The organism is Anaerotignum neopropionicum, from assembly GCF_001571775.1.
GTDB lineage: Bacteria > Bacillota > Clostridia > Lachnospirales > Anaerotignaceae > Chakrabartyella > Chakrabartyella neopropionicum.
On record NZ_LRVM01000001.1, the window covers coordinates 574586 to 597271 of the forward strand.

Consider the following 22686-nt stretch of genomic DNA (forward strand, 5'->3'; position numbering starts at 1 on the left):
TAAAAAGAAAGGAGCTGATTAAATGTTTAGAAATCTCGAAGCGGAACAAAGAAGATTAGGTTTTACAAATGCTCAAATGGCTGAAAAACTTGGAATCGCAAGACTTACATATGAATCTAAGAAAAAGAACGGCAATTTCAACAGAACGCAAATCACAACCATGTTGAACCTTTTCAACTGTGATTTTTTCTATCTGTTTGAATGTGACGAGCAAGACAAAGCATCTTAAAGGAGGATATGTATGGATAAGCAAGAAAAATGCGCTCTAATGCAAGAGCGCATAGACAATGGCGATATTTTCAGCAAAGCAAAAAACAAAGACACTTGTCCTAACTGCGGTGCAGTTACTGACAAGGACAATGATAATTATTGCTGGAAGTGCGGAGAAAAGCTTGTCTAATCTCCATCGTCAACAAAAGTTATTTTGACATCGTAACAGTCCAAATAAAATGTACTTTCATTGCCACACATAGGGCAAAACATGGTGCTGTAATTAAGGTGTTTTCTACATTCTGGATTTGCACATCTGTTTGAGTTGAAATCAAATCCACATTTTGGGCAAGTTGATAATCCATACAATTCATCTTCGTGCTCGAATTTTATTCCGCAGTCGCAGATAGGGCAACGAGCAATAAACATCATCTTCACCTCCCTTCTAGGGAAATAGTACCACAATATTCCACAAAATACCACAAAAGGAGGGATACCATGCATGAAATGCTCACGCAAACAGACCTAGCCAAACGCTGGGGGGTTGACAGAAAAACCATAACAAATTGGATTGCGGAGAAGAAAATCAAGCCGAACAAAGTAACAAACATGTTCCCATCTGATTACATAGAAGCAATTGAACGTGAGGGAATCGACATAAACACCGTCAGCGTATTTGCATTGAGGGCGAGAGATAGACGGATTGAACGGCTAGAGAACGAAAATGCAATGCTGAAAAGCACATTATATCAAATGGCGGTCACAGCCAACGAAGTGGCGGCGAAATTGGCAAGACAAGCATAGGAGGGAACATAATGAACTTAGAAGAAAGCATCAAGAGCATAACCGAACAAAAGTTATCCGACGGCACCATTGAGAAAATTATTTCTGAGCAGTTTGAAAAAGGTGTGAATACAGCCGTGTCAGATTTATTGGGGCATTACGGAGCTGTAAACAAGGTTATCAAGGCTAAAGTAGAGGAAATAATGGTTCCAGCACTCGAAAGATACGATTTTTCTAGCTATCTGGTAAAGTTGGATTCCGTATTGACGGAAATTATTAACAGTACCGCATTAGTTGAAAACAAGAAGCTGCTGGAAAATTTCAAGGAATTAATGATTGAAGATGAAAGAATCAAGGCAATTAAAGTTTCCGAGCTTTTCGGGAAATGGTGCAATTACGTTGCGGCAGAGGTTGAAACAAGTGGATTGGAAGTTAATTGCGAGGATGGTGAGCCTAGTTATGAAAATGTAGAAGTAACCATGACGGTTGAACACGAAGAAGGGCGAGCATGGTCAGATTTAAAGAAAGCCAACATCATTTTCGAATGCGAGCATGACGAAAAAATGAATGTTCTAATTCCTATTCACAACTGGGAAAAGTATGACGGCAATGGTTGGGATATTGAATTAAAGATAGACCCCGATATTAACAACCTTAGATATTTGAACAGTTTTGAAATTCTACTTTTGAAGCTGAAAAGAGGTTTCTGTAAAATCGTTTTGGATGAAGAAGAAATGGAAGAAGAAGTGTCACCGGAAGCGGAACCAGAAGCAGATTGGAGCTAAGGAGGGAACGCTATGAAAATCACTAAAACAGAATACGAACTCAGTCCCGAGGAATCGGCGGTAATGCTCTGCGAATTGGCGCACGAGAATGTGACCATTAACATCCAGAAGGTTTCAGCCAGTGACAAGACAGTTAATGACCTACTGCAACAGGCTGAATTGTATCGGATGCAGAAAAGATGGGGTGGTAATGTTTGAAAGTATTAGTAGCCTGTGAGGAATCGCAAGCGGTAACAATCGAACTAAGAAAGCTAGGTCATGAAGCGTATTCTTGCGATATAGAACCGTGCAGTGGCGGCCATCCTGAGTGGCATATACAGGGCGATGCACTCGAATTATTAAAAATCAAATGGGATATGATTATCGCCCATCCTCCTTGCACATATTTAAGCAATGCAGGAGCGTGTAGGCTTTATCCACAAAAAGGCGTTTTAAATGAAGAAAGATACATGAAAGGCTTAGAAGCAAAGGGATTTTTTTTGAAATTCTACAATGCTGATTGCGACAGAATCGCAATAGAAAACCCTGTTTCAAGCAAAGTATTTCAAATGCCACGACATTCACAAGAGATACAACCATATGAGTACGACCCCGAAAACGAACATCCTTACACTAAGAAAACTCGTCTATGGCTTAAAGGATTGCCGCAATTAATACCCACTTCACCAGATGCAAAACCAATAGGGCCATATGTACCAGCTGGTACAGGTAGAAAAGACCGCAACAAATACGGAGCCGCAAAACGTGGCGATGATGCTAAAAACAGAGCCAAAACCTTCCCCGGAATAGCCAAAGCGATGGCGGAACAGTGGGGTGGTCAGCTATGAAACGATACGTCCGCCGTGTCCGCTGTTCAAAGTGCGGCGTTATGTGGAAAATCGACAAAGACGCGGACACAAGCAAAGGATACATATGCCCCGATTGTAGCCGGGCAAGGATGAAAAGAGAAGCGATTGAAAACAAAATTGATTATTCGGTGTTCACGTTCAATGGGGCGTGGCACGGGGTAAATGGATGGAAAAGGGAGGAAATAATGTGAGTGAAGCTGAACGACGGCAACAACGAATAATTGACCGCCGAGTGAGCCGTTTAAAACGTGCTAGAGCGGTTCTGGTTGCAAAGGTAGTGTTTATATGGTTGTTTGCTTTTGCGGCGAATATCGGGTTTATTTTCGCCATGTACGATGCTTTACCGAATAACCCAGTTCTAAAATATTTCTTGATCGTAGTGTTTACATATTCTTGGGTGAGCCTGTTTGACGAGCTGACCGAAAGAATTGCAATAAAAAGTCCCCAAGGAACTGCAATTCCAGAAGGGGACAGAGATAAATAATCACTTTAAGTTTAGATGAAACTAGGAGGAATGTCAATCATGGGAATTAAAGGTTATAAAGTTTTCAATCCAGACTGGACTTGCAGAGATTTTCAATATGAGGTCGGAAAAGAATTTGTTCACAACGGAAATATTGAAATGTGCGGAAAAGGGTTTCATTTTTGCCAAAAAGCAAGCGATTGTTTTAATTATTACAATTTTAACAGTAATAACAATGTTGCAGAGGTTGAAGCGTTAGGTTTGGTCGAGAGTAGCGACAATAAAAGCGTTACCGACAAAATTTTGATTGTGCGTGAAATCCCGTGGCACGAGTTGCTGACAATCGTCAATGAAGGAAATGATTGTACCGGACTTTGCAACACAGGCGACTGCAACACAGGCAACCGGAACACAGGCAACCGGAACACAGGCGACTGGAACACAGGCGACCGGAACACAGGCGACTGGAACACAGGCGACTGGAACACAGGCGACCGGAACACAGGCAACCGGAACACAGGCAACCGGAACACAGGCAACCGGAACACAGGCGACCGGAACACAGGCGACTGGAACACAGGCGACTGGAACACAGGCAACCGGAACACAGGCAACCGGAACACAGGCGACTGGAACACAGGCGACCGGAACACAGGCAACCGGAACACAGGCGACTGGAACAGTTGTGATTTTTCCACAGGTTTCTTGAATTCCGAACGCCAAAAGATTGCGATGTTTAATATCCCTACGGATTTAAATAGGGATAGCATTACATCGCTCAAAGGAATGCAAGTTTTACGCTGGAATTACGAAAACTCATGGTGGATTTATTCACAAAACATGAGTGTTGAAGAAAAAGCAGTGCATCCAGAGCATGAAATTATGGGTGGCTACTTAAAAACAGTTGATTTTAAAACAGCATGCAAAATGATGTGGAAAAAACTGGATGATGATGATAAAAAGGCAGTTATGGATTTGCCGAATTTCGATGAAAAAGTATTTTTGGAAATTACAGGAATTGAGATATAGGAGGAATGTCAAATGGAATTCGATAAGTTTGGAAAGAAAACGCCACTATCAGCAGAGATAATTCCCGAAACCGACCAACAGGAATTTTGGGAACAGAACGGCAGAATTAAGGCGTTAAAGGCTTTTGTCGCATTGAGAGAAACCATGTCAACCAAGGACATTATCGCAATGTTGGGCGGTGAGCCGAATGAATGATTTTTACGGCGTGATGCTAATTTGCCCAGTACATAAGGCACCATTCGAGGTGCTAGCGGATTGGAAGTATATTGGCGGCATTTGGTACGGGAACGGAAGTAGCTACCCGGAAGAGATTTGCAAGAAAAAGGAGGATGCAAAATGAGTACATTGTACGAATTAACCGAAAATTACACACAATTACAGGACATGCTTTTGTCTGAGGAATATGACGAACAGGCCATAGCCGACACCATGGAAATTACGGAATTTGAGATTGAGGAAAAGGCGGAAAACTACGCCAAAATTATGAAAAATATCGACGGCGATATTGTTGCAATCGAGGAAGAAATTAAACGCCTTACCGAAAGAAAAAAACGCTATGAAGCTAGGAAGAAAGTTCTTTCTGATAATTTGTTTACGGCTATGAAAATCACAGGAAATACAAAGTTCAAAACACCAATGTTTAGTTTTTCAATTGCTAAAAACGGTGGGAAGCAATCTATTGATGTTTTTGGAGACGTTCCGGAAGATTATAAAAAAATTGTTGCCGAAACCGATAATGAAAAAATCAGAAAAGCCTTGGAGGGCGGAGAAACCCTTAAGTTTGCAATATTAAAAGAACGTGGTGAACATCTTTCGATTAGGTAGGGGGTACATATTATGCAATTCAGAGATTTAAAAGCCGATGAAATCGACGTCAGGGTGGCGCAGATTAGCGAAAAAGGCTGTGCGCTACTATTATACAAAGATGCTAGATGTGACATGAATATTCTCGATGAAACCGTAGGCGCATTAGGTTGGGAGCGCAAGCACAGTAGAGATAATGCAAATTGCACCGTATCCATATGGGATGCCGAAAAGCAACAATGGATTTCCAAAGAAGATACAGGCACCGAGAGCAACACAGAGAAAGAAAAAGGGCTTGCATCTGACAGCTTTAAAAGGGCGTGTTTTAACTGGGGAATAGGCAGGGAACTATATACAGCCCCATTTGTATGGGTGAATGCTAGTGACATGAATATTTCTGACAAAAACGGCAAAAAAACTACGTTCGATAAATTTTCCGTTGAAAAAATAAAAGTCGAAAACAAGGTAATTACAGGGTTATCAATTAGAAATTTAAAAACAAAGAAGAGGGTTTTTGTTTACACCCAAAAAGAGCAGGAGTGATTAAATGTTCACATTGACAGCAAATAACCCTGTTTTAAAAATTATTTCTAATAAAATTGAAATATCATTTGAAACCGATTACAAAAGCTATGAAGTCGATGCCTTAAAAGAAAAATTTAACTCTTTAAATGCGGACAAGCTGACCTTGAAAGTCAGCAAGTTCCGCAAGAATAGAAGCCTAGATGCAAACGCTTATATGTGGGTTTTGTGCGATAAATTAGCAGAGAAATTAAATATCGCAAAGCTTGAGGTTTATCGGCAACATATAAAAGATATTGGTGTTTTTCGTGAAGTCGAGATTGATGAAAAATCAGTTGATACATTGATACATAGTTGGAGCTTGAACGGCACTGGGTGGATTGCTGAAAAATTAGATTATTCCAATCATGACGGGTTTACAATAATCGCCTTATACTACGGTAGCAGCGTATACAACACAAAGCAAATGTCAAGGTTGATTGACGGCATTGTCCAAGATTGTAAAGACCAAGGCATTGAAACATTAACACCTGACGAATTGCAGCAGTTAAAGGAGGCGTGGAAGTGAAAGGTAGTCATTTGGTATCGGTTTTGCAAGGAAAAGAAAAACAATGTTATTTGACAGGAAGAACCAATATTTTACACAAACACCATATTTACGCAGGCAAAAATAGAAGCGTATCGGACAAGTTTGGATTTTGGGTTTGGCTTATACCTGATTTACATAATATGAGCAACAACGGGGTTCATTTTAACAAAGAATTAGATACGAGAATTAAACAGGATTGTCAGCGGCAATTTGAATCCGACGGAAATTCACGGCAATATTTTATGAACCTTATTGGCAGGAATTATTTGTGAGGTGAAACATGGAATTTAAAATCGAAATACCCGGCGCACCAGTAGCAAAAGGCCGCCCTAGAGTTTGTAAATTTGGCACCTACACGCCGAAGAAAACAAAGGATGCCGAGAAATACATACAGCAATGTTGGGATGCGAAATACGGCAATTTAATCCCGACGGAAAAGCCTTTAGCGGTGCAGGTGGCGTTTTATATGCCAATACCAAAAAGCACACCAAAAAAGACGGTCAAAGAAATTCTTCTTGGTAAGGTATTCCATACAAAAAAACCAGACTTGGACAACCTGTTAAAAACCGTTCTGGATGCGCTGAATAAGACGGCATACAAGGACGATGGGCAAATATTCATGTTGTCGGCAAAGAAAGAGTATTCCGAAAACCCTAAGACGGTTGTGTGGTTGCAGGAGGTGGAATGATTGGCACAAAAAAGAATGTTTACAATGCACATTTTGGACAGCGATGCCTTTCTTGATATGCCACTGTCAAGCCAATGCTTATACCTCCATCTAAATATGCGTGCAGATGATGATGGGTTTATCGGAAACCCAAAAAGAATACAGCGCATGATCGGCGCAAGTGATGATGATTTAAAAATTCTTATCGCAAAAAGATTTGTTCTGGTATTCGACGATGGCGTGATCGTTATTAAGCACTGGAAGATGCACAATACCATCCAAGGTGATAGATACACGCCTACAGTTTATCAAGAAGAGGTTAGCAGATTGCTGATAAAAGGCAATAAATCATACTCTTTTGACGATAGAAACAAAATGTTTCCAGAATGTAAACAAAATGATAACACAGGTTTAGGTTTAGGTTTAGGTTTAGGTTTAGATAAAGGTTTAAAAGAGAGTAGTAAAAAACGTACCGTTTTTACCCCACCCACCATTGAACAAGTAAAAGAATACTGCACTGAAAGAAAAAACAGCGTTGATGCAGAAAGATTTATTGACTTCTACGCTTGTAAAGGCTGGATGGTTGGTAAAAACAAAATGAAGGATTGGAAAGCAGCCGTAAGGAATTGGGAAAGAGGTGACAGCGGTGGAAGGTCTGGAGCATCTTCAAAGCCTAAGGAGAGCGACAACAGTAAATACAACGGAATGGTCTTGTGATGATAAAGCAAAGGCCTATAACAGCAGAGAAGGAAATTTAACCGGGTTCGACTGCCCTGTTTGCAAAAACAAAGGAAATATCATGGTTTTCGAAAATGGGTATGAGTATATGCAAGAATGCGAGTGCATGGAAAAGCGCAGGAGCCTAAGCAAGATGGACATTTACCTTCTCAATGACCGCATCACAGAGGAACAGTATACTGAGTTGTTGGGGTTAATGGGGTGATTTGATGATTACCATACACGAAAAAAATAGCACAGCATTTGACACATTAGGCTTGGGGGCATTGCTCCCGAGCCTTTGTAGTGTCACAGAGGAATTAAACGGTGTTTATGAGTTGGAAATGGAACACCCTTATGACGAATGGGGGAAGTGGGAGAAGCTTGAAAAGGAGCGGATTATTTATGCATCCACGCCGAGGGGAAAACAGCCGTTTCGGATTTATCATGTTAAGCCGGATATGGAAGGGATCAAAGTCAATGCCCGTCACATCTTCTATGATTTGCTGGATAATCTTTGTTTAACCGTCAATGCAACAGGTACGCCACAAGCCATTTTAAACGCCATTAAAGCGGCTTTTGTATTTACCCAACCATTTACACTATCCACAACAATGAGCGGCACAGGAACGGTAAATTTGACCAAGGTCAACCCAATAACTGCCTTATTGAGTATGGATGATGATACAACCAGTTTTGTCAAAGCGTTTGGCGGTGAGATTCTGCGTGATGGGTTTACCGTGACCATGAAAACCTCAATCGGGCAGGATCGGGGCGTGGCTATTCGATACGGCAAAAACCTAGTAGGTTTGGAAGTCAGCGAGGATATTTCAGAGGTAGCCACCAGAATTTACGCTTACGGAAAAAATGGCGTGGCTATGTCGGGGGCGTATCGGGACAGCCCACATATCGGCAATTATCAGTATCCAAAAATTTATGTTTTTGAGGACAGCAGTTTGACCGCCGCTCAACTTCCCGATGCCGTACAGGAGCTATTTGACGGTGGATGTGATTTGCCAAAAGTAAATATCAAGGCTGATTTTCAAGAGTTATCAAAGACGGTCGAATACGCAGATTACGCCATTCTGGAAGAGGTTCAACTAGGTGACGTGGTGACGGTATCCAATGTAAAAATGGGATTCCACAAGAAAGCAAAGGTTATCTCATATGAATGGGATTGCTTACTTGAACGATACAATAGCGTGGAATTGGGCGATTTTGTACCCGATTTGACATCATCCGTTACCAGCGGAGAAAAGAGCCTTGCGGCGGCTACAAGCGCAAGCACAGAGGTAAAACAGGTATATGGCTTGATTTCAGGGAAGGTAACCATTGATAGCATGGGGCTTTATATCTGCGTAGATGGCACAAGCACAGCGGATGCGACAAAGTTGTTCCATTTTGGCAGTTACGGCTTAAGGCACAGCAGTACAGGTGTAAACGGCACATGGAAAACAATTATAAATGCAGACGGAAACATCGTATAAAGGGGGCGGTAAAATGACACATGATGAAATTTCAGAAAAATTAGTTGAAGTAGACCAGCGAAGCAAGAGCAATAAACACAGGTTGGACAAGGTGGAGGAACGGCAAGACAATTTGGAACAGCTGACCAATGCCTTTGCCAAGATGGAAACGGAACAAGGCTACATAAAAAAAGACGTAAGCGAGATTAAGGCTGATGTAAAGTGCCTAGCGGAAAAACCTGCTAAGCGGTGGGAAAGCGTGGTGTCTACCGCAATCACGGTAATTGTCGGGGCATTGATTGGATATATACTTTCCGGGGGTGTGATGCCGTGAGAAAGAAAAAGCGGACATTCTCCAAACAGGCGGTCAAATGGATTCTCATTGCCGCCTTATTTGATTTACAGCTTTCCTATCTTCTTGCCTTTTTGGGGCGTGAACAGATAGCTGAAACCCTGTCAATTACCGTTGTAACAAGCCTTATCGGGGTGATGCTTGGGTATTTCATGAAGTCATTTAAGGAAACAAGAGAAGAGGAAAAAGTAAGATTGTTGGAAGAAAAAAGACAGCAAGAGGATAAACAAGCATTCATGAGTGATTTGAAAGGGGATAATAATAATGACGTGGCTGGTTGAGAATTGGTTTATTGTATTTGGTATTTTTGCCATCGCAGTGATAGCCGCTGTGGCTGTTTATCGCTTCTATGGGCTACCCAGTAAGAAGCAGATAGAAACAATCAAGGAATGGTTATTATACGCTTGCATACAGGCAGAAACAGCCCTAGGCGGTGGCACAGGGCAACTTAAATTAAGATATGTATACGATTTATTTATAACAAGATTCCCAGCGGTGGCAAAAGTGATTTCTTTTAATGTTTTTTCTGGTTGGGTGGATGCTGCGTTAGAGCAAATGAAAACGCTATTGCAGCAGAATAAAGCTATCCAAGAGGTTGTAAGGGGGGAAACTGCATGAGTTTAACAAATTTAGGTCTGGTTGAATTCGTCAAAACCAAACTTGGCACAAAATACGTTTACGGAATGAAGGGCAAGGTCATGACACAAGCCAACTATGACTATCTGAAAAATACATACGGTTCTAAAATGGTATGGAATTCGGACGAAAACAAGGTGGGTCAAGTGTGTGTAGATTGTTCTGGTCTGATTAGCTGGTACACGGGCAAGCTGAAAGGATCAAGCCAATTCGCCGCAGAAAATAAGCTGCAGCCAATCAATACGATCTCCCTAGCCCCTCCCGGTGTGGCTGTGTGGCACCAAGGACATATAGGGGTATACATTGGTAATGGTGAAATCATCGAAGCAATGGGGAGCGCATACGGCACTGTACGGACTAAGGTAGCCAAGAGAGATTTTACGCACTGGTTTAAAATTAGTGACATTGAATATGTAGAGGAGGAAACAGAAATGGTTGAAAAAGGGAAAATTATTGTGTACGGCGAGGAACAAATTGTTGATATGATCCGCAAGGATGGTATTACATATATCAAGACTAGAGATATTGCGAACGTGCTTGGGTTGAAGGTTGGCAACAAAGGAAGCGTACCCACATTAGATAGATAGAAATAAGCCCCCATTTCGGGGGCTGTTTTTTATTGCCGTCAAAAAAACGTCAAAAATAAATTCTACAACATTCCAAAAGCGAGAATTTTACATTTTAATAAAATGCCGAGTTTACGCGGTTTGCTTGCAAATTTCCGCTATGTTCCGCAATGGTTCGCAGTGCATTTTATTTCATTTGAAAATATTGCATAAAAGCCCAAAAGGCTGGCAACAATAGCCTTGGAGGTGCAATATATGAAAAATAAAAATAAGAATAAGAGAACGGCAATATGGACCGCAACGATTTGCGGATGCTTGTGTTTATTGGCTGTAGGTGCAGGCGTTGTCTGGCAGGCAGTGGATTATAAAGAAACTGTGCCGCCGCAAACACAATCTCAAGCAAGAGTGATTCAGTCTACTGAAGGAGAATTGCAGCCTGTTACCATGGCACAGACCCCGAAGGTGGATGAAACCAAGCTGGAAAAGCAGAATCAGACCAACGAAGAAAAACCCCCTGTTGTGCAGACGGCTCCCCAACCAAAGGCTACAGCCTCGACAGAGTCTAATTTTGGTTATCCCCTTTCGGGAGAAATTGTCATGCCCTACAGCGTGGAGAGTGCAATTTATGACCCTACCTTGAATCAGTATCATACAAATGACAGCATCAGTATCTCTGCTCAGGCGGGATCAGCGGTTGTGGCAGCCCAAAAGGGAACGGTAAAAGAAATTACAAAGGATGAAGAAAAGGGAAATACTGTTATAATTGAGCATGACAATGGTTGGCTGACTACATACAGTCAGCTGGCGGAGGATATTTCCGTAAAGGTCGGCGAAACTGTAGAAAAGGGCCAAAAAATTGGTACGGTGGGTGAACCCACAAAGTATACAATTGCCTTAGGCAGTCATGTTCAATTTGCCATGGAGAAGGATGGCGAAACTGTGGATCCTGAAAAAACCATTCAGGATTAACGGATTATACTAAGGAAGAAATTTATAAAAAAGTAATTTTTTGCGAAAATGCCTTTACGAACTTCTAAAAAACAGCTACAATGAAACGTAAGGGAATAAGCTGTTTCTAAAGATAGGGGGTTATTGGTATGCAACGTTTTTCTATCGTAAAAGGAGATATCGTAAAGGCAAAAACTGACGCTATCGTAAATGCAGCAAATACGTCCCTTTTAGGGGGCGGCGGTGTTGATGGTGCAATTCATCGTGCTGCCGGCGAGGAGCTTTTGGAAGAGTGTAAAAGCCTCAATGGCTGTGAACGGGGCGAGGCGAAAATTACAAAGGGGTACAATCTTAAGGCCAATTATGTAATCCATACGCCGGGACCTATCTGGAGAGGCGGCAAATGGGGAGAGGATGAGCTGTTGAAAAACTGCTACGAAAACTCGTTGCGTCTTGCCAAAGAAAACGGGCTGAAAACCGTTGCGTTTCCATCGATTAGCACCGGTGTATACTGTTTTCCTGTTGAGCGGGCGGCAAAAATTGCTGTGAATGTGATATGCAGCTTTTTGCAGCTGGATACTTCTTTGGAAAAAGTGATCATGATCTGCTTTGATGAAGACACAAAAGAGGCATATATTAATGCTTTTGAGGAATATAAAGGAAAAGATTTCGTGTAAGCATTGCGGATTTATAAATAAAATTCATGAATTGTTTTGAGCGGACAGTATATTCTTGCTGTCTGCTTTTTTTGGCAAAAATTTGAGGATATGTACAATAAATTTTTTGCAGCTTTAATAAAGAAAGGAAACATATTAATTTAGGAAAAACGCATAATAAAGATGTGGCGAACAGAAAAGCAGAACTTTCGTAAAAATTTTATGTCTACTTGTTTGTCGAAATGTTTTTTTTCCAGCATGTGAATAATGTGGAAAACTTCTTTGTTTTTTCCACATTAAAAACCCTTTAAATCCAAGTTATGCACAAAGTTATACACATTATCCACAGGTCAGCAAGGGCATAAACTGTAGAAAAAAATGAGAAATTGCTTATTTTGTCGAAGGCAAAATCTACTAAAAATTGGACAAAATTCTGTAAAATATAAAATTATACGAGGGTAGAAGAAATATTTTGTAAACCGAACAAAGAGGATATACGCTTTTTTTCGTTTAAATTCAGACAAACCCAATAGAAAAATAAAGAATATAGAATTTTTTGTTTTTTTCTTACAGAGGAAAAGGATTTTTTTACTTTATGACGAATTATATTAATATAAAGGTATAACCTTTTATGAAATACCTCTTTTAAGGAAATGAGGCAGTGGAACAAGATCCTCAAAAAAAGGATCACGAAGGGAGTTGTTGTTTATGTTATATAACATCATCGGTAAGAACATTGACGTATGGGACAAGACAAAGGAAGCTGTGGAACACAAGATGGATCGCATTCATAAGCTGTTTCCGGAGGATGCGGTAGCTACCATTACTTTGAGTTTGGAGAAGCTTGTTTCAACAGTAGAAGTGACGATTCCTATGAACAAGAGAATTATTCGCGCAGAGGTGAGCGATTATGATATGATAGCTGCCCTCGATAAAGCGGTGGATATTTTGGACGGCCAGATTGTGCGTTATAAAAAACGGATGCGCACAAAGGTACGCCAGAATGCCGAAAATTATATGGCGGAATATCAGACGATTTTGGTTCCAGAGGCTGAATTGGACGAAGAGCCTCTGTATAAAATCGAAAGAGTGAAGCATTTTGAAGTAAAGCCCATGGATGCCGAAGAGGCTGTTATGGAGATGGAGATGATTGGTCACAATTTCTTTGTATTTCGTAATGGAGAAACAGACGCATTGAACGTTGTTTACAAAAGAAAGAATGGATCTTATGGCGTGATTGAGCCGGAATATTAATATTAGCCGACAAAACAGGGGTGATATTTCATCCCTGTTTTTTTATGGAGTTTTCATGGGTATGCGCTTGATTCTGGGCGGATGAAGTTCCCTCTGTAAGGAATATTTTTGTGAATCTCATTCGTTGGAAAAAACCTATAGAAAAAACTCGAAATTCTATAGGCTTTATGATATGATGAAGAACAGAAAAATGGGGAATCATAATGGAGGGGTAGTATGGCGAAGCTATATTTTAGATACGGTGTGATGGGCAGTTCAAAATCTGCCCAAGCACTGATTACAAAATTTAACTATGAAGAACAAGGGATGCATGTTTGGCTGCTTAAGCCTGCAAGGGATACAAGAGATGGTTCAAACATTGTTCGCAGCCGAATTGGCCTAGAGCAAAAAGCGGATGCCATCGGCGAAGAGGTTGACTTATTCGCGGTATTTCAAGCCAGAGAAAAAGAATTTTATGAGGTAATCATCGTGGATGAGGCACAGTTTTTAATGCCATCTCAGGTGGAACAATTGCGACATATTGTGGATACTTATCATATTCCCGTGCTTTGCTTTGGCTTAAGGACGGATTTTCGCACAAAGCTTTTTCCGGCAAGTGCAAGACTGTTTGAACTGGCTGATTCCATCTCGGAATTAAAAACGGTTTGCGCTTGTGGCAGCAAGGCTATGGTAAACGCCAGATTAGACAAAGAGGGCCATGTTCTTACAGAGGGTGAGCAGGTGTTTTTGGGCGGTAGCGAAAGTTATCGTCCTATGTGCTATCGCTGTTGGAAGAAAGCGACCAAAAAGGAGCTGGAAGAATGACAGAAAAAGAATTTTTTGATTTTATCCATATTGCAGAAAATTTAAAAAATAATACAAGGCATTCCGTAACCAGCACAGGAAGAGCTGAAAGTGTGGCGGAGCATAGCTGGCGTGTGTCGCTGATGGCTTTATTGCTGGAGGATGAAATTGCCGATGTCGATTTTAACAAAATTATTCGTATGTGTATCCTCCACGATCTGGGGGAGGCCATAACAGGAGATATTCCCTCGTTTTTAAAAACGGAGGCTGATTCTGCTTATGAGGATCAGATGGTTTTTGGGCTAATGGATACCCTCCCTCAGCCCCAAAGGGATAAATTTAAGGCGTTATTTGAAGAGATGTTGACATTGGTAACAAAAGAGGCTAAAATTTATAAAGCTTTGGATAAGCTGGAGGCGGTGATTCAACATAATGAAGCACCCATTTCCAGTTGGCTGCCTTTGGAATATGAGCTGAATCAAACCTATGGGACAGAGGAGGCAAAAAAGGCAGATGACGTGTTGCAGCGCCTGCGTTTGGCGGCAATTGAGGCAACGAAAAGAAAAATAAAAACAGAATGCCCTTAATCCCATGAATGGGGGAGATTGTATTTTATGAAAAAGGTTGGATCGGGACGGCTGCGGCTGTCCAACTTACAAATTGTTGCTATTGGCTATTTTTGTGTATGCATGATTGGTACAATTTTATTACTTTTGCCTATTTCCGCGGTAAAGGGAAATACCACATTATTGCAAGCTATATTTACCGCCGTTTCTGCTTGCTGTGTAACGGGGCTTGTGTTGGTGGATACCAGTACACACTGGACTTTATTTGGCCAGCTTGTGATTATGATTTTAATCCAAATCGGCGGCTTGGGCTTTATGACAATTGGCATGCGGTTTATGCTGTTGGTGCGCCGTAGAATAAGCTTACGTGAGCGGGAGGTAATGGTGGAAAGCATTAATGCCTACCAGTTGGGAGGGATTATTCGTTTAACCCAAGAAATTGTTACCGGAACCTTGATTGTAGAAGGGATTGGTGCGGCGTTATTGGCAATTCGTTTTATTCCGGAATTTGGTTTGACAAAAGGCCTGTTTTACAGTGTGTTTCACGCTGTATCCGCTTTTTGCAACGCCGGCTTTGACTTGATGGGAATCAAAGAGCCTTTTTGTTCCTTAGTGCCTTATGCCAACGATTTTTTGATAAATTTTACAGTGATGGCATTAATTATTATTGGTGGTATCGGCTTTTTTATTTGGGAAGATTTATATAAGCATGGACTGCAATGGAAAAGATATTATTTGCACACAAAAGTTGTGTTGGCAACCACAGGTATTTTAATCTTTGGCGGTGCCCTGCTGTTTTTCATATTTGAACGTTCTGCAACAGGGGCGGAAATGCCCATGAAGGAACGCATGGTGTCAGCCTTGTTTCAGTCCGTTACTTGCAGGACGGCAGGCTTTAATACCATTGACACCGGAAGTATGAGTGAGGGAAGCAAGCTATTGTCAATACTTCTGATGTTTATTGGTGGCAGCCCCGGCTCAACGGCAGGTGGTATTAAGACAACAACGTGTGCTGCTTTTGTGCTATATATGATTTCCGGAGTGAGGCGAGAGGGAAGTGCAACTGTTTTTGGTAGAAGCCTTATGCCGGATGCGTTGGGAAGGGCCATTTCTATTTTTACAATTAACCTGGGGGTTGTTTTAATCGGGGCATTGATTCTTTGTGCTTTGCAGCCTTTTTCGGGGATAGATGCGATGTTTGAGGTGTTTTCAGCTATGGGAACGGTTGGATTGTCCACAGGCATTACAAGACAGCTAACAGCTGCTTCCGCTGGGGTAATAACATTGGTGATGTTTTTAGGCAGAGTGGGAAGTGTTTCCCTGGCATCGGCTTTATTGGAAAAAAAGGCAAAACCGCCCGTGACGTTACCTACGGAGAAAATTATAATCGGATAAAGGTGAGATGATATGAAATCTTTTTTAATCATTGGTATGGGGTCTTTCGGACATCATTTGTGTCGAAGCTTTGAGAGACAGGACTGTGAAATCATGATTGTTGATGAGAAACAGGAGAATCTTGAGGATATGCTTCCCTATGTTACCAGCGCAAAAATTGGGGACTGTACCAACCCGGACGTGCTGCGCAGTTTTGATGTTGCTTCCTTTGATGCGTGCTTTGTTTGTATGGGTACAAATTTTCAAAACAGTCTGCAAATTACCAGCTTGTTGAAGGAAATGGGCGCAAACAAGGTTTATAGTAAAGCAGATGAGGACATCCAAGCGAAGTTTTTGCTGCGTAATGGTGCGGATGAGGTCATTTATCCTGAAAAGACGGGGGCGGATCGTGTTGCTGTTCGCGCAAGCTCCGACAATATTTTCGATTGCATTGAAATTTCCGATGACTTTTATATTATGGAGATCAAGCCCCGCCTGGAATGGGTCGGCAAAACCATAGGGGAATTGGATTTTAGAAGAAAGTATCATATGAATATTATGGCGACAAAAATAGGAGAGGAAATTTTTCCTATGCCTCGTATAGATTATACGTTCCATGCAGAAGAGCATCTGATGGTATTAGGCCATATTGATGATATTCAAAAAGTAATTAAATAAAAATGCCGCTGGATTTTTGGATGAAACAGTACACCTGTTTTTTAAGACTTTGATGGCTAATATTGGCGATATATTTACATTCAAAATTAGTAAAAGGTGAAAAAAAAACACATAATCATGCAAGTTTTTCTAAAAATAACATAGAAAGCTTAAATCTTTGTTAAGAACCCCCGAATGGGGCAAATTATCCTTGCCTACGGGGGTATTCTAATGTTAAACTATGAGAATGTAATAGTCTGCCCGTTTTTGGGGCAGGAAGAAAGAATGAGGTGGACCATAATGGGTTTTTTTGAAAAAATATTTGGCAGCTATAGCGACAAGGAAATTAAGCGTATTACGCCAATTCTGAAGAAGATCGAAGATCTGGCTCCTCAATATGAGAATTTGACAGATGAAGAATTGAGAGGAAAAACACAGGAATTCAAAGACAGATTGGAAAAAGGCGAAACGCTGGATGATTTGCTGCCTGAAGCATATGCGGTTGTGCGTGAGGCGTCTTCACGCCCCCATGTATTAAATATGCGCCATTTCCCTGTGCAGTTAATGGGCGGTATCGTTATGCACCAGGGGCGTATTGCCGAAATGAGAACAGGTGAAGGTAAAACGTTGGTTGCAACCCTGCCTGCATATTTGAATGCGCTGGAGGGAAAAGGCGTTCACGTTGTAACGGTAAATGATTATCTTGCGCAGCGTGACTCCCAGTGGATGGGTGAAGTTTTCCGTTTCCTCGGCTTAACCGTAGGCTGTATTTTAAATAATATGGACAATGAAGATAGACGGGCGGCTTACGCTTGTGATATTACCTATGGTACCAATAACGAATATGGCTTTGACTACCTGCGTGATAACATGGTAGTCAGAAAAGAAAGCATGGTACAAAGGGAGTTGCACTTTGCCATTATCGATGAGGTCGACTCTGTTTTGATTGACGAGGCGAGAACGCCGTTGATTATTTCCGGCAGTGGCTCAAAATCTACGGATTTGTACCGTGTTGCAGATCTTTTTGTGAAGCAATTGAAAAAGGGCCGTATTTTAAATGAAGAAGAGGCAATGAATCCCTTGCTTAGAGAAGAACTGCAAGAGGAAGGGGACTTTGTTTTGGATGAAAAAGCAAAGTCTGTTGTATTGACCCAGGAGGGTGTGGAAAAAGCGGAAAAATTCTTCTCCGTTGAGAACCTTTCTGACCCCGAAAACTTGGAATTGCAGCATCATATCAATAATGCACTGAAGGCAAATTACAATATGCATTTAGATAAGGATTATGTGATTGCCGAGGGCGAAATTGTCATCGTTGATGAATTTACAGGCCGTATGATGCCCGGCAGACGCTATTCCGATGGCTTGCACCAGGCAATTGAGGCAAAGGAAAACGTACAGGTTAGAAGGGAAAGCAAAACCCTTGCAACCATTACCTTCCAGAATTACTTTAATAGATATAAGAAAAAATCGGGTATGACCGGTACCGCAAAAACAGAGGAAGAAGAATTCCGTAATATTTACGGTATGGACGTTGTGGAAATCCCCACAAACAGACCTGTGCAAAGAAAGGATATGCAGGACGTTGTATATCGAACCGAGGCAGGGAAATTCCGTGCGGTGGTAAAGGATATAATGGAGGCCTATGAAAAGGGCCAGCCTGTTTTGGTGGGCACGGTAACCATTGATAAATCCGAGGAATTAAGCAAGCTTTTGAAAAGAGAGGGCATTAAGCATCAGGTTTTGAACGCAAAATATCATGCGCAGGAAGCGGAAATCGTTGCCCTTGCAGGACAGATGAATGCAGTAACCATTGCAACCAACATGGCAGGCCGTGGTACGGATATTAAGCTGGGCGAGGGTGTTGCGGAAATCGGCGGCTTAAAAATTATCGGTACGGAAAGACACGAATCCAGACGTATTGATAATCAGCTGCGCGGCCGTTCCGGACGTCAGGGCGATCCCGGTGAGTCTCGTTTCTATATCTCCTTGGAGGACGATTTGATGCGTCTATTCGGCGCGGAAAAGACCATGAAGCTGGTGGATGCCATGGGAATGAGCGAGGATGACCCCATTGAAGCGGGAATGCTGACAAAGGCAATTGAAAATGCCCAAAAGAAGGTAGAGGGTAACAACTTTGCCATCCGTAAGCATTTGCTGGAGTACGACCAGGTAATGAATGAGCAGCGTGAAATTATTTACGGTGAACGCCGCCGTGTATTATATGGTGAGGATTTGCGTGACAGTATCATTGCTATGATTCGTCAGGTGGTGGAACGCTGTGTGAATACCCATATTTCCGATGAGCAGCTGCCTGAGGAATGGGATATGACTTCCTTCAGCGAGCATTTTGCCACAATTATTCCTGTGGGCAAAGTGAACATTAAGGATGAGGCTTTGGTACAAATGACCAAAGATAAATTAAAGGAAAATCTGACAAAGCTTGGGGAACAGCTTTATGCAATGAAGGAAAAGGAAATTGGCGAAGCAGAGCGTATGCGTGAGCTGGAGCGAGTAATCATGCTTCGTGTCATTGACCAGAAATGGATGGATCATATTGATGAAATGGATCGTATGCGCCAAGGCATTGGTTTGCATGCATATGCCCAGAGAGATCCTTTGATGGAATATAAATTTGTTTCTTATGATATGTTTGAGGAATTAAGCAATAATATTCAAGAGGATACACTGAAAATTCTATATCGTATTCGCATCCAAACGGAGGTGAAGCGTGAAGAGGTTCAGCAGCCTATGTTTACAAATAAGGACGATTCGGCGGTAAAGCAGCCCAAAAAGCGCAGTGATGAAAAGGTTGGGCGTAATGATCCTTGCCCTTGCGGCAGTGGCAAGAAATATAAGCATTGCTGCGGCAGATAAGAACGATTGGGGGGATGATATGAATAAAATCATAGAAATACCCTTTCCTATCCCCTTTTATACCCAAAGGGTGACGGAGGCAAGCTGGGAAAAAGACGGTTTTTCGGACTTTGAGGAAGGCTTAAACTGGGAAATGCGGGGGTGTGGCATTGCCTCCTTGCGGATGATACTTGATGCTTTTTTGCAGCAAGAAGGAAAGCCTGCCTGTGAAGGACAAGGTGAAATGATACACAAGGGACTTTTGCAGGAAGCCTATAAACCCGGAGTTGGATGGATTCATCAAGGCCTTGCAAAAATGGCGGCGGAATACGGTCTTTTGGGCATTGCCCACCGGGAGAAAAACGCTCAGGATATTGCGATGGAAATTTTGGAGGGAAGGCCCTGCATCATTTCTATTTCCCCTAGATTTGCCGGCGGAAAGCTTGACGAAAATGGGAATCCTTATGGCAAGGGCGGTCATTTGGTGGTAGCTTATGGCTGTGAGGTGGATGGGGAAGGAAAGCCTTTGGCTTTTCTGGTGCATCATCCTTCCTGTTTTTTGGAATATAATTGGCCGGCGCATTGGGCTTCTCTTGCGGAAGTTGAGGCGTCGTTTTCCGGAAATTATATTGTATTTGAAAAAGCCGAAAAATAATTTTGGATAAACAAATTGTTTCATAGAGCCTGAAGGTGAAGACCGTGGGTTTTGGGTCAGGAATTTTGCACCGCAAAACCATCACTGTGTGATGGCAGCGTTTTCTTCGCTGTTCCACCCTGCACCCACTTGCTTTTTGAAAAAAGCAAGGCAAAAACTTTTACCCTAAACTGCATATACATGTGGTTTTAGAGTAAATAGCCGTACCGGCAAAAATGTATATTTTTGCATATAAGGTTTAGGTCAATCTTTTTCAAAGGCTTGCAAGGTTCGGGACAGCGTCTCGAGAACTTGGTTTTGAACTTGTCTTTGACCTTGAACTTCATTTTGCCTTTGACCTTGTATTTTGCACAGAACTATATTTTTTTATTTTAAAGGAGTTGATTTTTAAATGTTCGAATTAGAACAGATCCGTCTGGGGCTTTCTGCTTACGACGAAAAATTAGAGGAAATGGGGGCTTCACTTTGACGTCGCTGGCGCAAAGGAGAAGATCACAGAATTAGAAGAGCTTTCCGCAGACCCCGAATTTTGGGGGAATTTGGAAAAAAGCCAAAAAACCTTGCAGCAGCTAAAAGCGCTGAAAACCAAGGTTAGTAAGTTTGAAACATTGGTTACTACCTATGAAGATATTCTTACCTTAATCGAAATGGGCATTGAGGAACAAGACGACAGCGTTTATGAAGAAGTAAAGGCAATGCGTGTTACCTTTGAAAAAGAGTATGAAGAGCTGCATATCGCCACCATGCTGGATGGAGAATATGACCGTAATAATGCCATTGTCACTCTTCATGCGGGTACCGGCGGTACCGAAGCCTGCGATTGGACAAATATGCTGTTTCGTATGTATAGCAAGTGGGCGGCAAAAGCCGGCTATGAGTTGGAAATTCTGGATATGCTTGACGGCGAAGAAGCCGGCTTGAAATCTGTTACCATACAGGTAAACGGCGAAAATGCCTATGGCTACCTGAAATCCGAAAAAGGCATTCATCGTTTGGTTCGTGTTTCACCCTTTGACAGCTCAGGCAGACGACACACGTCCTTTGCCTCCTGCGATGTTATGCCGGAAATTGAAAACGATAATGAGATCGAAGTAAAGACGGATGATATTCGTATTGATACCTACCGTGCCAGTGGTGCTGGTGGTCAGCATATCAATAAAACCTCTTCGGCCATTCGTATTACCCACTTTCCAACGGGAACCGTGGTGCAATGCCAGGATGAAAGAAGTCAGTTTAGCAATAAGGAAAGAGCCTTTAAAATGCTCAAAAGCAAGCTCCTTGCCTTAAAAATTGAGGAGCAGATGCAAAAGCTTGCCCAAATTAGAGGGGACGTAAAGGAAATCGGCTGGGGCAGTCAGATTCGCTCTTATGTTTTTATGCCCTATACTATGGTAAAGGATCATCGTACAGGCGAGGAAACAGGCAACGTAGGTGCTGTTATGGATGGGGAAATCGATCCCTTTATCAGCGCATATCTTGCTTGGATTCATAGCTAAAGGAGACAGTATTGAAAGAGATCAGAATTACCAAAAACGAGGAAAACCAAAGGCTGGATAAATTCCTGCTGAAATATATGAATAAGGCATCTAAAGCTTTTATTTATAAAATGCTGCGCAAAAAGCGCATCAAATATAATGGAAAAAAAGCGGAAGGGAATGAGCTGCTCCGGGCGGGCGACTCCCTTTCGCTGTATCTTTCCGAAGAAACCATGACTTCTTTCATGGAGGAGAAAATTCTTCCCGAAGCAAAACGTCATTTTGCTGTTATTTATGAGGATGATGACGTTCTTGCGGTGGCAAAGCCGGCAGGACTTTTGACTCATCCTGAAAAAAGTGAGGATAAGGATACGCTCATTGACCAAATTTTGTTTTATTTATATCAGAAAGGCCAATATGCGCCCTCCATGGAGAGTACCTTTACCCCTGCACTGTGCAACCGTTTGGATCGTAATACCAGTGGTATTGTTTTGGCGGGGAAAACCTTAAAGGGCGTGCAGAGCTTGAATGAAGCCATTCGCAGCCGTCAGGTGGACAAGTACTATCTTACAATGGTTCGGGGTGAGGTAAAAGAGGCCGGTGAAATTTCCGCTTTTCTCTCCAAGGAGGAGGGGAAAAATCAGGTGCGTATCTCAAAGGAAGCGGGGATTCACGGAAAAGAAAGCATTACCCGCTACCGCCATCTAGCCTATCATAGTGGCTATACCCTTTTGGAAATTCACTTAATCACAGGAAAAACCCATCAAATTCGTGCTCATATGCAAGATATGGGGCATCCGGTTGTAGGAGATCGAAAATATGGAGATACCAAGGTAAATCAAGAGTTCAGACAGGTTTTTGGGCTGTCCAATCAATTTTTACATGGAGCAAGGCTTGTTTTTTCCGACACAAACGGTTCTTTAGGCTATTTAAAGGGAAAGACGCTCATTGCACCGTTACCGAAGGTATTTCAGCAGATTGTAGAGGATATTTTTGGGAAAAATGTAGAGTTGGAGTAACGAAGGAGG

At 41.9% G+C, this 22686-nt stretch carries 35 protein-coding genes; 34 read left to right on the forward strand and 1 reads right to left on the reverse strand.

What is annotated here, in order from left to right; all coding sequences use genetic code 11:
- The first annotated feature begins 22 nt into the window (after nt 1-22).
- On the forward strand, nt 23-229 hold the full coding sequence (locus CLNEO_RS02695; protein ID WP_066083936.1) for a hypothetical protein: 207 nt from the start codon (nt 23-25) through the stop codon (nt 227-229).
- Nucleotides 230-241: 12 nt separating this feature from the next.
- The gene (locus tag CLNEO_RS15685) at nt 242-400 is read left to right on the forward strand and encodes a hypothetical protein (protein WP_157723453.1); all 159 of its coding nucleotides are present in this window, start codon (nt 242-244) and stop codon (nt 398-400) included.
- A gap of 19 nt (nt 401-419) precedes the next feature.
- Here CLNEO_RS15685 and CLNEO_RS15690 read toward each other — a convergent pair whose 3' ends face one another.
- Nucleotides 420-575 carry a hypothetical protein gene (locus CLNEO_RS15690; protein WP_157723454.1) on the reverse strand — a complete coding sequence of 52 codons (156 nt, stop codon included), beginning with the start codon at nt 573-575 and terminating at the stop codon, nt 420-422.
- A 133-nt stretch (nt 576-708) separates the two neighbouring features.
- Between CLNEO_RS15690 and CLNEO_RS02700 the strand changes: the two genes are divergently transcribed.
- The 32 genes from CLNEO_RS02700 to CLNEO_RS02850 all read left to right on the forward strand — a co-directional run bounded on the left by CLNEO_RS02700 (nt 709) and on the right by CLNEO_RS02850 (nt 22677).
- Entirely contained in the window at nt 709-1014 is a 306-nt protein-coding gene (locus CLNEO_RS02700) for a MerR family transcriptional regulator (protein ID WP_066083938.1), read from the forward strand.
- Nucleotides 1015-1025: 11 nt separating this feature from the next.
- The gene (locus CLNEO_RS02705) at nt 1026-1778 is read left to right on the forward strand and encodes a hypothetical protein (protein ID WP_066083941.1); all 753 of its coding nucleotides are present in this window, start codon (nt 1026-1028) and stop codon (nt 1776-1778) included.
- Nucleotides 1779-1790: 12 nt separating this feature from the next.
- Nucleotides 1791-1976, forward strand: a complete 186-nt coding sequence (locus CLNEO_RS02710; RefSeq protein ID WP_066083944.1) for a hypothetical protein — start codon at nt 1791-1793, stop codon at nt 1974-1976.
- Nucleotides 1973-2605: a hypothetical protein gene (locus CLNEO_RS02715; protein ID WP_066083947.1), complete on the forward strand. Its 633-nt coding sequence runs from the start codon at nt 1973-1975 to the stop codon at nt 2603-2605. The genes CLNEO_RS02710 and CLNEO_RS02715 overlap by 4 nt, the downstream gene beginning before the upstream one ends.
- On the forward strand, nt 2602-2817 hold the full coding sequence (locus tag CLNEO_RS02720) for a hypothetical protein (protein WP_066083950.1): 216 nt from the start codon (nt 2602-2604) through the stop codon (nt 2815-2817). Before CLNEO_RS02715 ends, CLNEO_RS02720 begins: the two co-directional genes overlap by 4 nt.
- Complete coding sequence (locus CLNEO_RS02725; RefSeq protein ID WP_066083953.1) at nt 2814-3110, forward strand: hypothetical protein; 297 nt, start codon at nt 2814-2816, stop codon at nt 3108-3110. The genes CLNEO_RS02720 and CLNEO_RS02725 overlap by 4 nt, the downstream gene beginning before the upstream one ends.
- Nucleotides 3111-3149: 39 nt before the next feature.
- Complete coding sequence (locus tag CLNEO_RS15255; protein WP_157723455.1) at nt 3150-4118, forward strand: pentapeptide repeat-containing protein; 969 nt, start codon at nt 3150-3152, stop codon at nt 4116-4118.
- A 12-nt stretch (nt 4119-4130) separates the two neighbouring features.
- Nucleotides 4131-4313, forward strand: a complete 183-nt coding sequence (locus CLNEO_RS02740) for a hypothetical protein (protein WP_066083961.1) — start codon at nt 4131-4133, stop codon at nt 4311-4313.
- Nucleotides 4306-4458 (forward strand): hypothetical protein, encoded by a 153-nt coding sequence (locus CLNEO_RS15695; RefSeq protein ID WP_157723456.1) that lies wholly within the window; start codon nt 4306-4308, stop codon nt 4456-4458. Before CLNEO_RS02740 ends, CLNEO_RS15695 begins: the two co-directional genes overlap by 8 nt.
- Complete coding sequence (locus CLNEO_RS02745) at nt 4455-4943, forward strand: siphovirus Gp157 family protein (RefSeq protein ID WP_066083964.1); 489 nt, start codon at nt 4455-4457, stop codon at nt 4941-4943. The genes CLNEO_RS15695 and CLNEO_RS02745 overlap by 4 nt, the downstream gene beginning before the upstream one ends.
- A gap of 12 nt (nt 4944-4955) precedes the next feature.
- Nucleotides 4956-5465, forward strand: a complete 510-nt coding sequence (locus CLNEO_RS02750; protein WP_066083967.1) for a hypothetical protein — start codon at nt 4956-4958, stop codon at nt 5463-5465.
- Nucleotides 5466-5469: 4 nt separating this feature from the next.
- A complete protein-coding gene (locus tag CLNEO_RS02755; protein ID WP_066083970.1) occupies nt 5470-6012 on the forward strand; it encodes a hypothetical protein in 543 nt (180 codons plus the stop codon).
- Nucleotides 6009-6305: a hypothetical protein gene (locus CLNEO_RS02760; protein ID WP_201032845.1), complete on the forward strand. Its 297-nt coding sequence runs from the start codon at nt 6009-6011 to the stop codon at nt 6303-6305. The genes CLNEO_RS02755 and CLNEO_RS02760 overlap by 4 nt, the downstream gene beginning before the upstream one ends.
- Before the next feature lie 8 nt (nt 6306-6313).
- On the forward strand, nt 6314-6721 hold the full coding sequence (locus tag CLNEO_RS02765) for a RusA family crossover junction endodeoxyribonuclease (protein WP_066083973.1): 408 nt from the start codon (nt 6314-6316) through the stop codon (nt 6719-6721).
- Complete coding sequence (locus tag CLNEO_RS16150; RefSeq protein ID WP_201032847.1) at nt 6722-7417, forward strand: replisome organizer; 696 nt, start codon at nt 6722-6724, stop codon at nt 7415-7417.
- A complete protein-coding gene (locus CLNEO_RS15700) occupies nt 7347-7643 on the forward strand; it encodes a hypothetical protein (protein WP_157723457.1) in 297 nt (98 codons plus the stop codon). The genes CLNEO_RS16150 and CLNEO_RS15700 overlap by 71 nt, the downstream gene beginning before the upstream one ends.
- A 4-nt stretch (nt 7644-7647) precedes the next feature.
- Nucleotides 7648-8904 (forward strand): phage tail spike protein, encoded by a 1257-nt coding sequence (locus tag CLNEO_RS02775; RefSeq protein ID WP_066083976.1) that lies wholly within the window; start codon nt 7648-7650, stop codon nt 8902-8904.
- 13 nt (nt 8905-8917) lie between these two features.
- Nucleotides 8918-9217 carry a hypothetical protein gene (locus CLNEO_RS02780; protein WP_066083978.1) on the forward strand — a complete coding sequence of 100 codons (300 nt, stop codon included), beginning with the start codon at nt 8918-8920 and terminating at the stop codon, nt 9215-9217.
- Entirely contained in the window at nt 9214-9516 is a 303-nt protein-coding gene (locus CLNEO_RS02785; RefSeq protein WP_066083981.1) for a hypothetical protein, read from the forward strand. The genes CLNEO_RS02780 and CLNEO_RS02785 overlap by 4 nt, the downstream gene beginning before the upstream one ends.
- A complete protein-coding gene (locus tag CLNEO_RS02790; RefSeq protein ID WP_066083986.1) occupies nt 9500-9853 on the forward strand; it encodes a hypothetical protein in 354 nt (117 codons plus the stop codon). Before CLNEO_RS02785 ends, CLNEO_RS02790 begins: the two co-directional genes overlap by 17 nt.
- A complete protein-coding gene (locus CLNEO_RS02795) occupies nt 9850-10458 on the forward strand; it encodes a C40 family peptidase (protein ID WP_066083989.1) in 609 nt (202 codons plus the stop codon). Before CLNEO_RS02790 ends, CLNEO_RS02795 begins: the two co-directional genes overlap by 4 nt.
- Before the next feature lie 234 nt (nt 10459-10692).
- On the forward strand, nt 10693-11406 hold the full coding sequence (locus CLNEO_RS02800; RefSeq protein WP_066083992.1) for a M23 family metallopeptidase: 714 nt from the start codon (nt 10693-10695) through the stop codon (nt 11404-11406).
- Between the two features lie 128 nt (nt 11407-11534).
- Nucleotides 11535-12062: an O-acetyl-ADP-ribose deacetylase gene (locus CLNEO_RS02805; protein WP_066083994.1), complete on the forward strand. Its 528-nt coding sequence runs from the start codon at nt 11535-11537 to the stop codon at nt 12060-12062.
- 687 nt (nt 12063-12749) lie between these two features.
- Entirely contained in the window at nt 12750-13295 is a 546-nt protein-coding gene (gene hpf / locus CLNEO_RS02810; RefSeq protein WP_066083997.1) for a ribosome hibernation-promoting factor, HPF/YfiA family, read from the forward strand.
- A 216-nt stretch (nt 13296-13511) separates the two neighbouring features.
- Nucleotides 13512-14099, forward strand: coding sequence for a thymidine kinase (locus tag CLNEO_RS02815; RefSeq protein ID WP_066084000.1), 588 nt, complete (start codon nt 13512-13514; stop codon nt 14097-14099).
- Entirely contained in the window at nt 14096-14665 is a 570-nt protein-coding gene (locus tag CLNEO_RS02820; protein ID WP_066084002.1) for an HD domain-containing protein, read from the forward strand. The genes CLNEO_RS02815 and CLNEO_RS02820 overlap by 4 nt, the downstream gene beginning before the upstream one ends.
- A 27-nt stretch (nt 14666-14692) precedes the next feature.
- Nucleotides 14693-16039, forward strand: a complete 1347-nt coding sequence (locus CLNEO_RS02825) for a TrkH family potassium uptake protein (protein ID WP_066084005.1) — start codon at nt 14693-14695, stop codon at nt 16037-16039.
- A 12-nt stretch (nt 16040-16051) separates the two neighbouring features.
- Complete coding sequence (locus CLNEO_RS02830) at nt 16052-16696, forward strand: potassium channel family protein (RefSeq protein ID WP_066084011.1); 645 nt, start codon at nt 16052-16054, stop codon at nt 16694-16696.
- Between the two features lie 279 nt (nt 16697-16975).
- Nucleotides 16976-19549 carry a preprotein translocase subunit SecA gene (gene secA, locus CLNEO_RS02835; protein WP_066084015.1) on the forward strand — a complete coding sequence of 858 codons (2574 nt, stop codon included), beginning with the start codon at nt 16976-16978 and terminating at the stop codon, nt 19547-19549.
- Nucleotides 19494-20183, forward strand: coding sequence for a C39 family peptidase (locus CLNEO_RS02840; RefSeq protein ID WP_066084018.1), 690 nt, complete (start codon nt 19494-19496; stop codon nt 20181-20183). Before secA ends, CLNEO_RS02840 begins: the two co-directional genes overlap by 56 nt.
- 391 nt (nt 20184-20574) lie before the next feature.
- Nucleotides 20575-21679, forward strand: a protein-coding gene (gene prfB, locus CLNEO_RS02845) for a peptide chain release factor 2 (RefSeq protein ID WP_096348788.1) whose coding sequence is annotated in 2 segments (ribosomal slippage) — nt 20575-20649 and nt 20651-21679 — 1104 coding nt in all. Because the reading frame shifts where the segments join, the coding sequence is not laid out codon by codon here.
- A gap of 11 nt (nt 21680-21690) precedes the next feature.
- Nucleotides 21691-22677, forward strand: coding sequence for an RluA family pseudouridine synthase (locus tag CLNEO_RS02850; RefSeq protein ID WP_066084022.1), 987 nt, complete (start codon nt 21691-21693; stop codon nt 22675-22677).
- The last annotated feature ends 9 nt before the right edge of the window (nt 22678-22686 follow it).

Coding starts and splice junctions, on each gene's coding strand:
- CLNEO_RS02695 (WP_066083936.1), top strand. CDS start 23: ATGTTTAGAAATCTCGAAGCGGAACAAAGAAGATTAGGTTTTACAAAT.
- CLNEO_RS15685 (WP_157723453.1), top strand. CDS start 242: ATGGATAAGCAAGAAAAATGCGCTCTAATGCAAGAGCGCATAGACAAT.
- CLNEO_RS15690 (WP_157723454.1), bottom strand. CDS start 575: ATGGATTATCAACTTGCCCAAAATGTGGATTTGATTTCAACTCAAACA.
- CLNEO_RS02700 (WP_066083938.1), top strand. CDS start 709: ATGCATGAAATGCTCACGCAAACAGACCTAGCCAAACGCTGGGGGGTT.
- CLNEO_RS02705 (WP_066083941.1), top strand. CDS start 1,026: ATGAACTTAGAAGAAAGCATCAAGAGCATAACCGAACAAAAGTTATCC.
- CLNEO_RS02710 (WP_066083944.1), top strand. CDS start 1,791: ATGAAAATCACTAAAACAGAATACGAACTCAGTCCCGAGGAATCGGCG.
- CLNEO_RS02720 (WP_066083950.1), top strand. CDS start 2,602: ATGAAACGATACGTCCGCCGTGTCCGCTGTTCAAAGTGCGGCGTTATG.
- CLNEO_RS15255 (WP_157723455.1), top strand. CDS start 3,150: ATGGGAATTAAAGGTTATAAAGTTTTCAATCCAGACTGGACTTGCAGA.
- CLNEO_RS02740 (WP_066083961.1), top strand. CDS start 4,131: ATGGAATTCGATAAGTTTGGAAAGAAAACGCCACTATCAGCAGAGATA.
- CLNEO_RS15695 (WP_157723456.1), top strand. CDS start 4,306: ATGAATGATTTTTACGGCGTGATGCTAATTTGCCCAGTACATAAGGCA.
- CLNEO_RS02745 (WP_066083964.1), top strand. CDS start 4,455: ATGAGTACATTGTACGAATTAACCGAAAATTACACACAATTACAGGAC.
- CLNEO_RS02750 (WP_066083967.1), top strand. CDS start 4,956: ATGCAATTCAGAGATTTAAAAGCCGATGAAATCGACGTCAGGGTGGCG.
- CLNEO_RS02755 (WP_066083970.1), top strand. CDS start 5,470: ATGTTCACATTGACAGCAAATAACCCTGTTTTAAAAATTATTTCTAAT.
- CLNEO_RS02765 (WP_066083973.1), top strand. CDS start 6,314: ATGGAATTTAAAATCGAAATACCCGGCGCACCAGTAGCAAAAGGCCGC.
- CLNEO_RS02775 (WP_066083976.1), top strand. CDS start 7,648: ATGATTACCATACACGAAAAAAATAGCACAGCATTTGACACATTAGGC.
- CLNEO_RS02780 (WP_066083978.1), top strand. CDS start 8,918: ATGACACATGATGAAATTTCAGAAAAATTAGTTGAAGTAGACCAGCGA.
- CLNEO_RS02790 (WP_066083986.1), top strand. CDS start 9,500: ATGACGTGGCTGGTTGAGAATTGGTTTATTGTATTTGGTATTTTTGCC.
- CLNEO_RS02795 (WP_066083989.1), top strand. CDS start 9,850: ATGAGTTTAACAAATTTAGGTCTGGTTGAATTCGTCAAAACCAAACTT.
- CLNEO_RS02800 (WP_066083992.1), top strand. CDS start 10,693: ATGAAAAATAAAAATAAGAATAAGAGAACGGCAATATGGACCGCAACG.
- CLNEO_RS02805 (WP_066083994.1), top strand. CDS start 11,535: ATGCAACGTTTTTCTATCGTAAAAGGAGATATCGTAAAGGCAAAAACT.
- hpf (WP_066083997.1), top strand. CDS start 12,750: ATGTTATATAACATCATCGGTAAGAACATTGACGTATGGGACAAGACA.
- CLNEO_RS02815 (WP_066084000.1), top strand. CDS start 13,512: ATGGCGAAGCTATATTTTAGATACGGTGTGATGGGCAGTTCAAAATCT.
- CLNEO_RS02820 (WP_066084002.1), top strand. CDS start 14,096: ATGACAGAAAAAGAATTTTTTGATTTTATCCATATTGCAGAAAATTTA.
- CLNEO_RS02825 (WP_066084005.1), top strand. CDS start 14,693: ATGAAAAAGGTTGGATCGGGACGGCTGCGGCTGTCCAACTTACAAATT.
- CLNEO_RS02830 (WP_066084011.1), top strand. CDS start 16,052: ATGAAATCTTTTTTAATCATTGGTATGGGGTCTTTCGGACATCATTTG.
- secA (WP_066084015.1), top strand. CDS start 16,976: ATGGGTTTTTTTGAAAAAATATTTGGCAGCTATAGCGACAAGGAAATT.
- CLNEO_RS02840 (WP_066084018.1), top strand. CDS start 19,494: ATGATCCTTGCCCTTGCGGCAGTGGCAAGAAATATAAGCATTGCTGCG.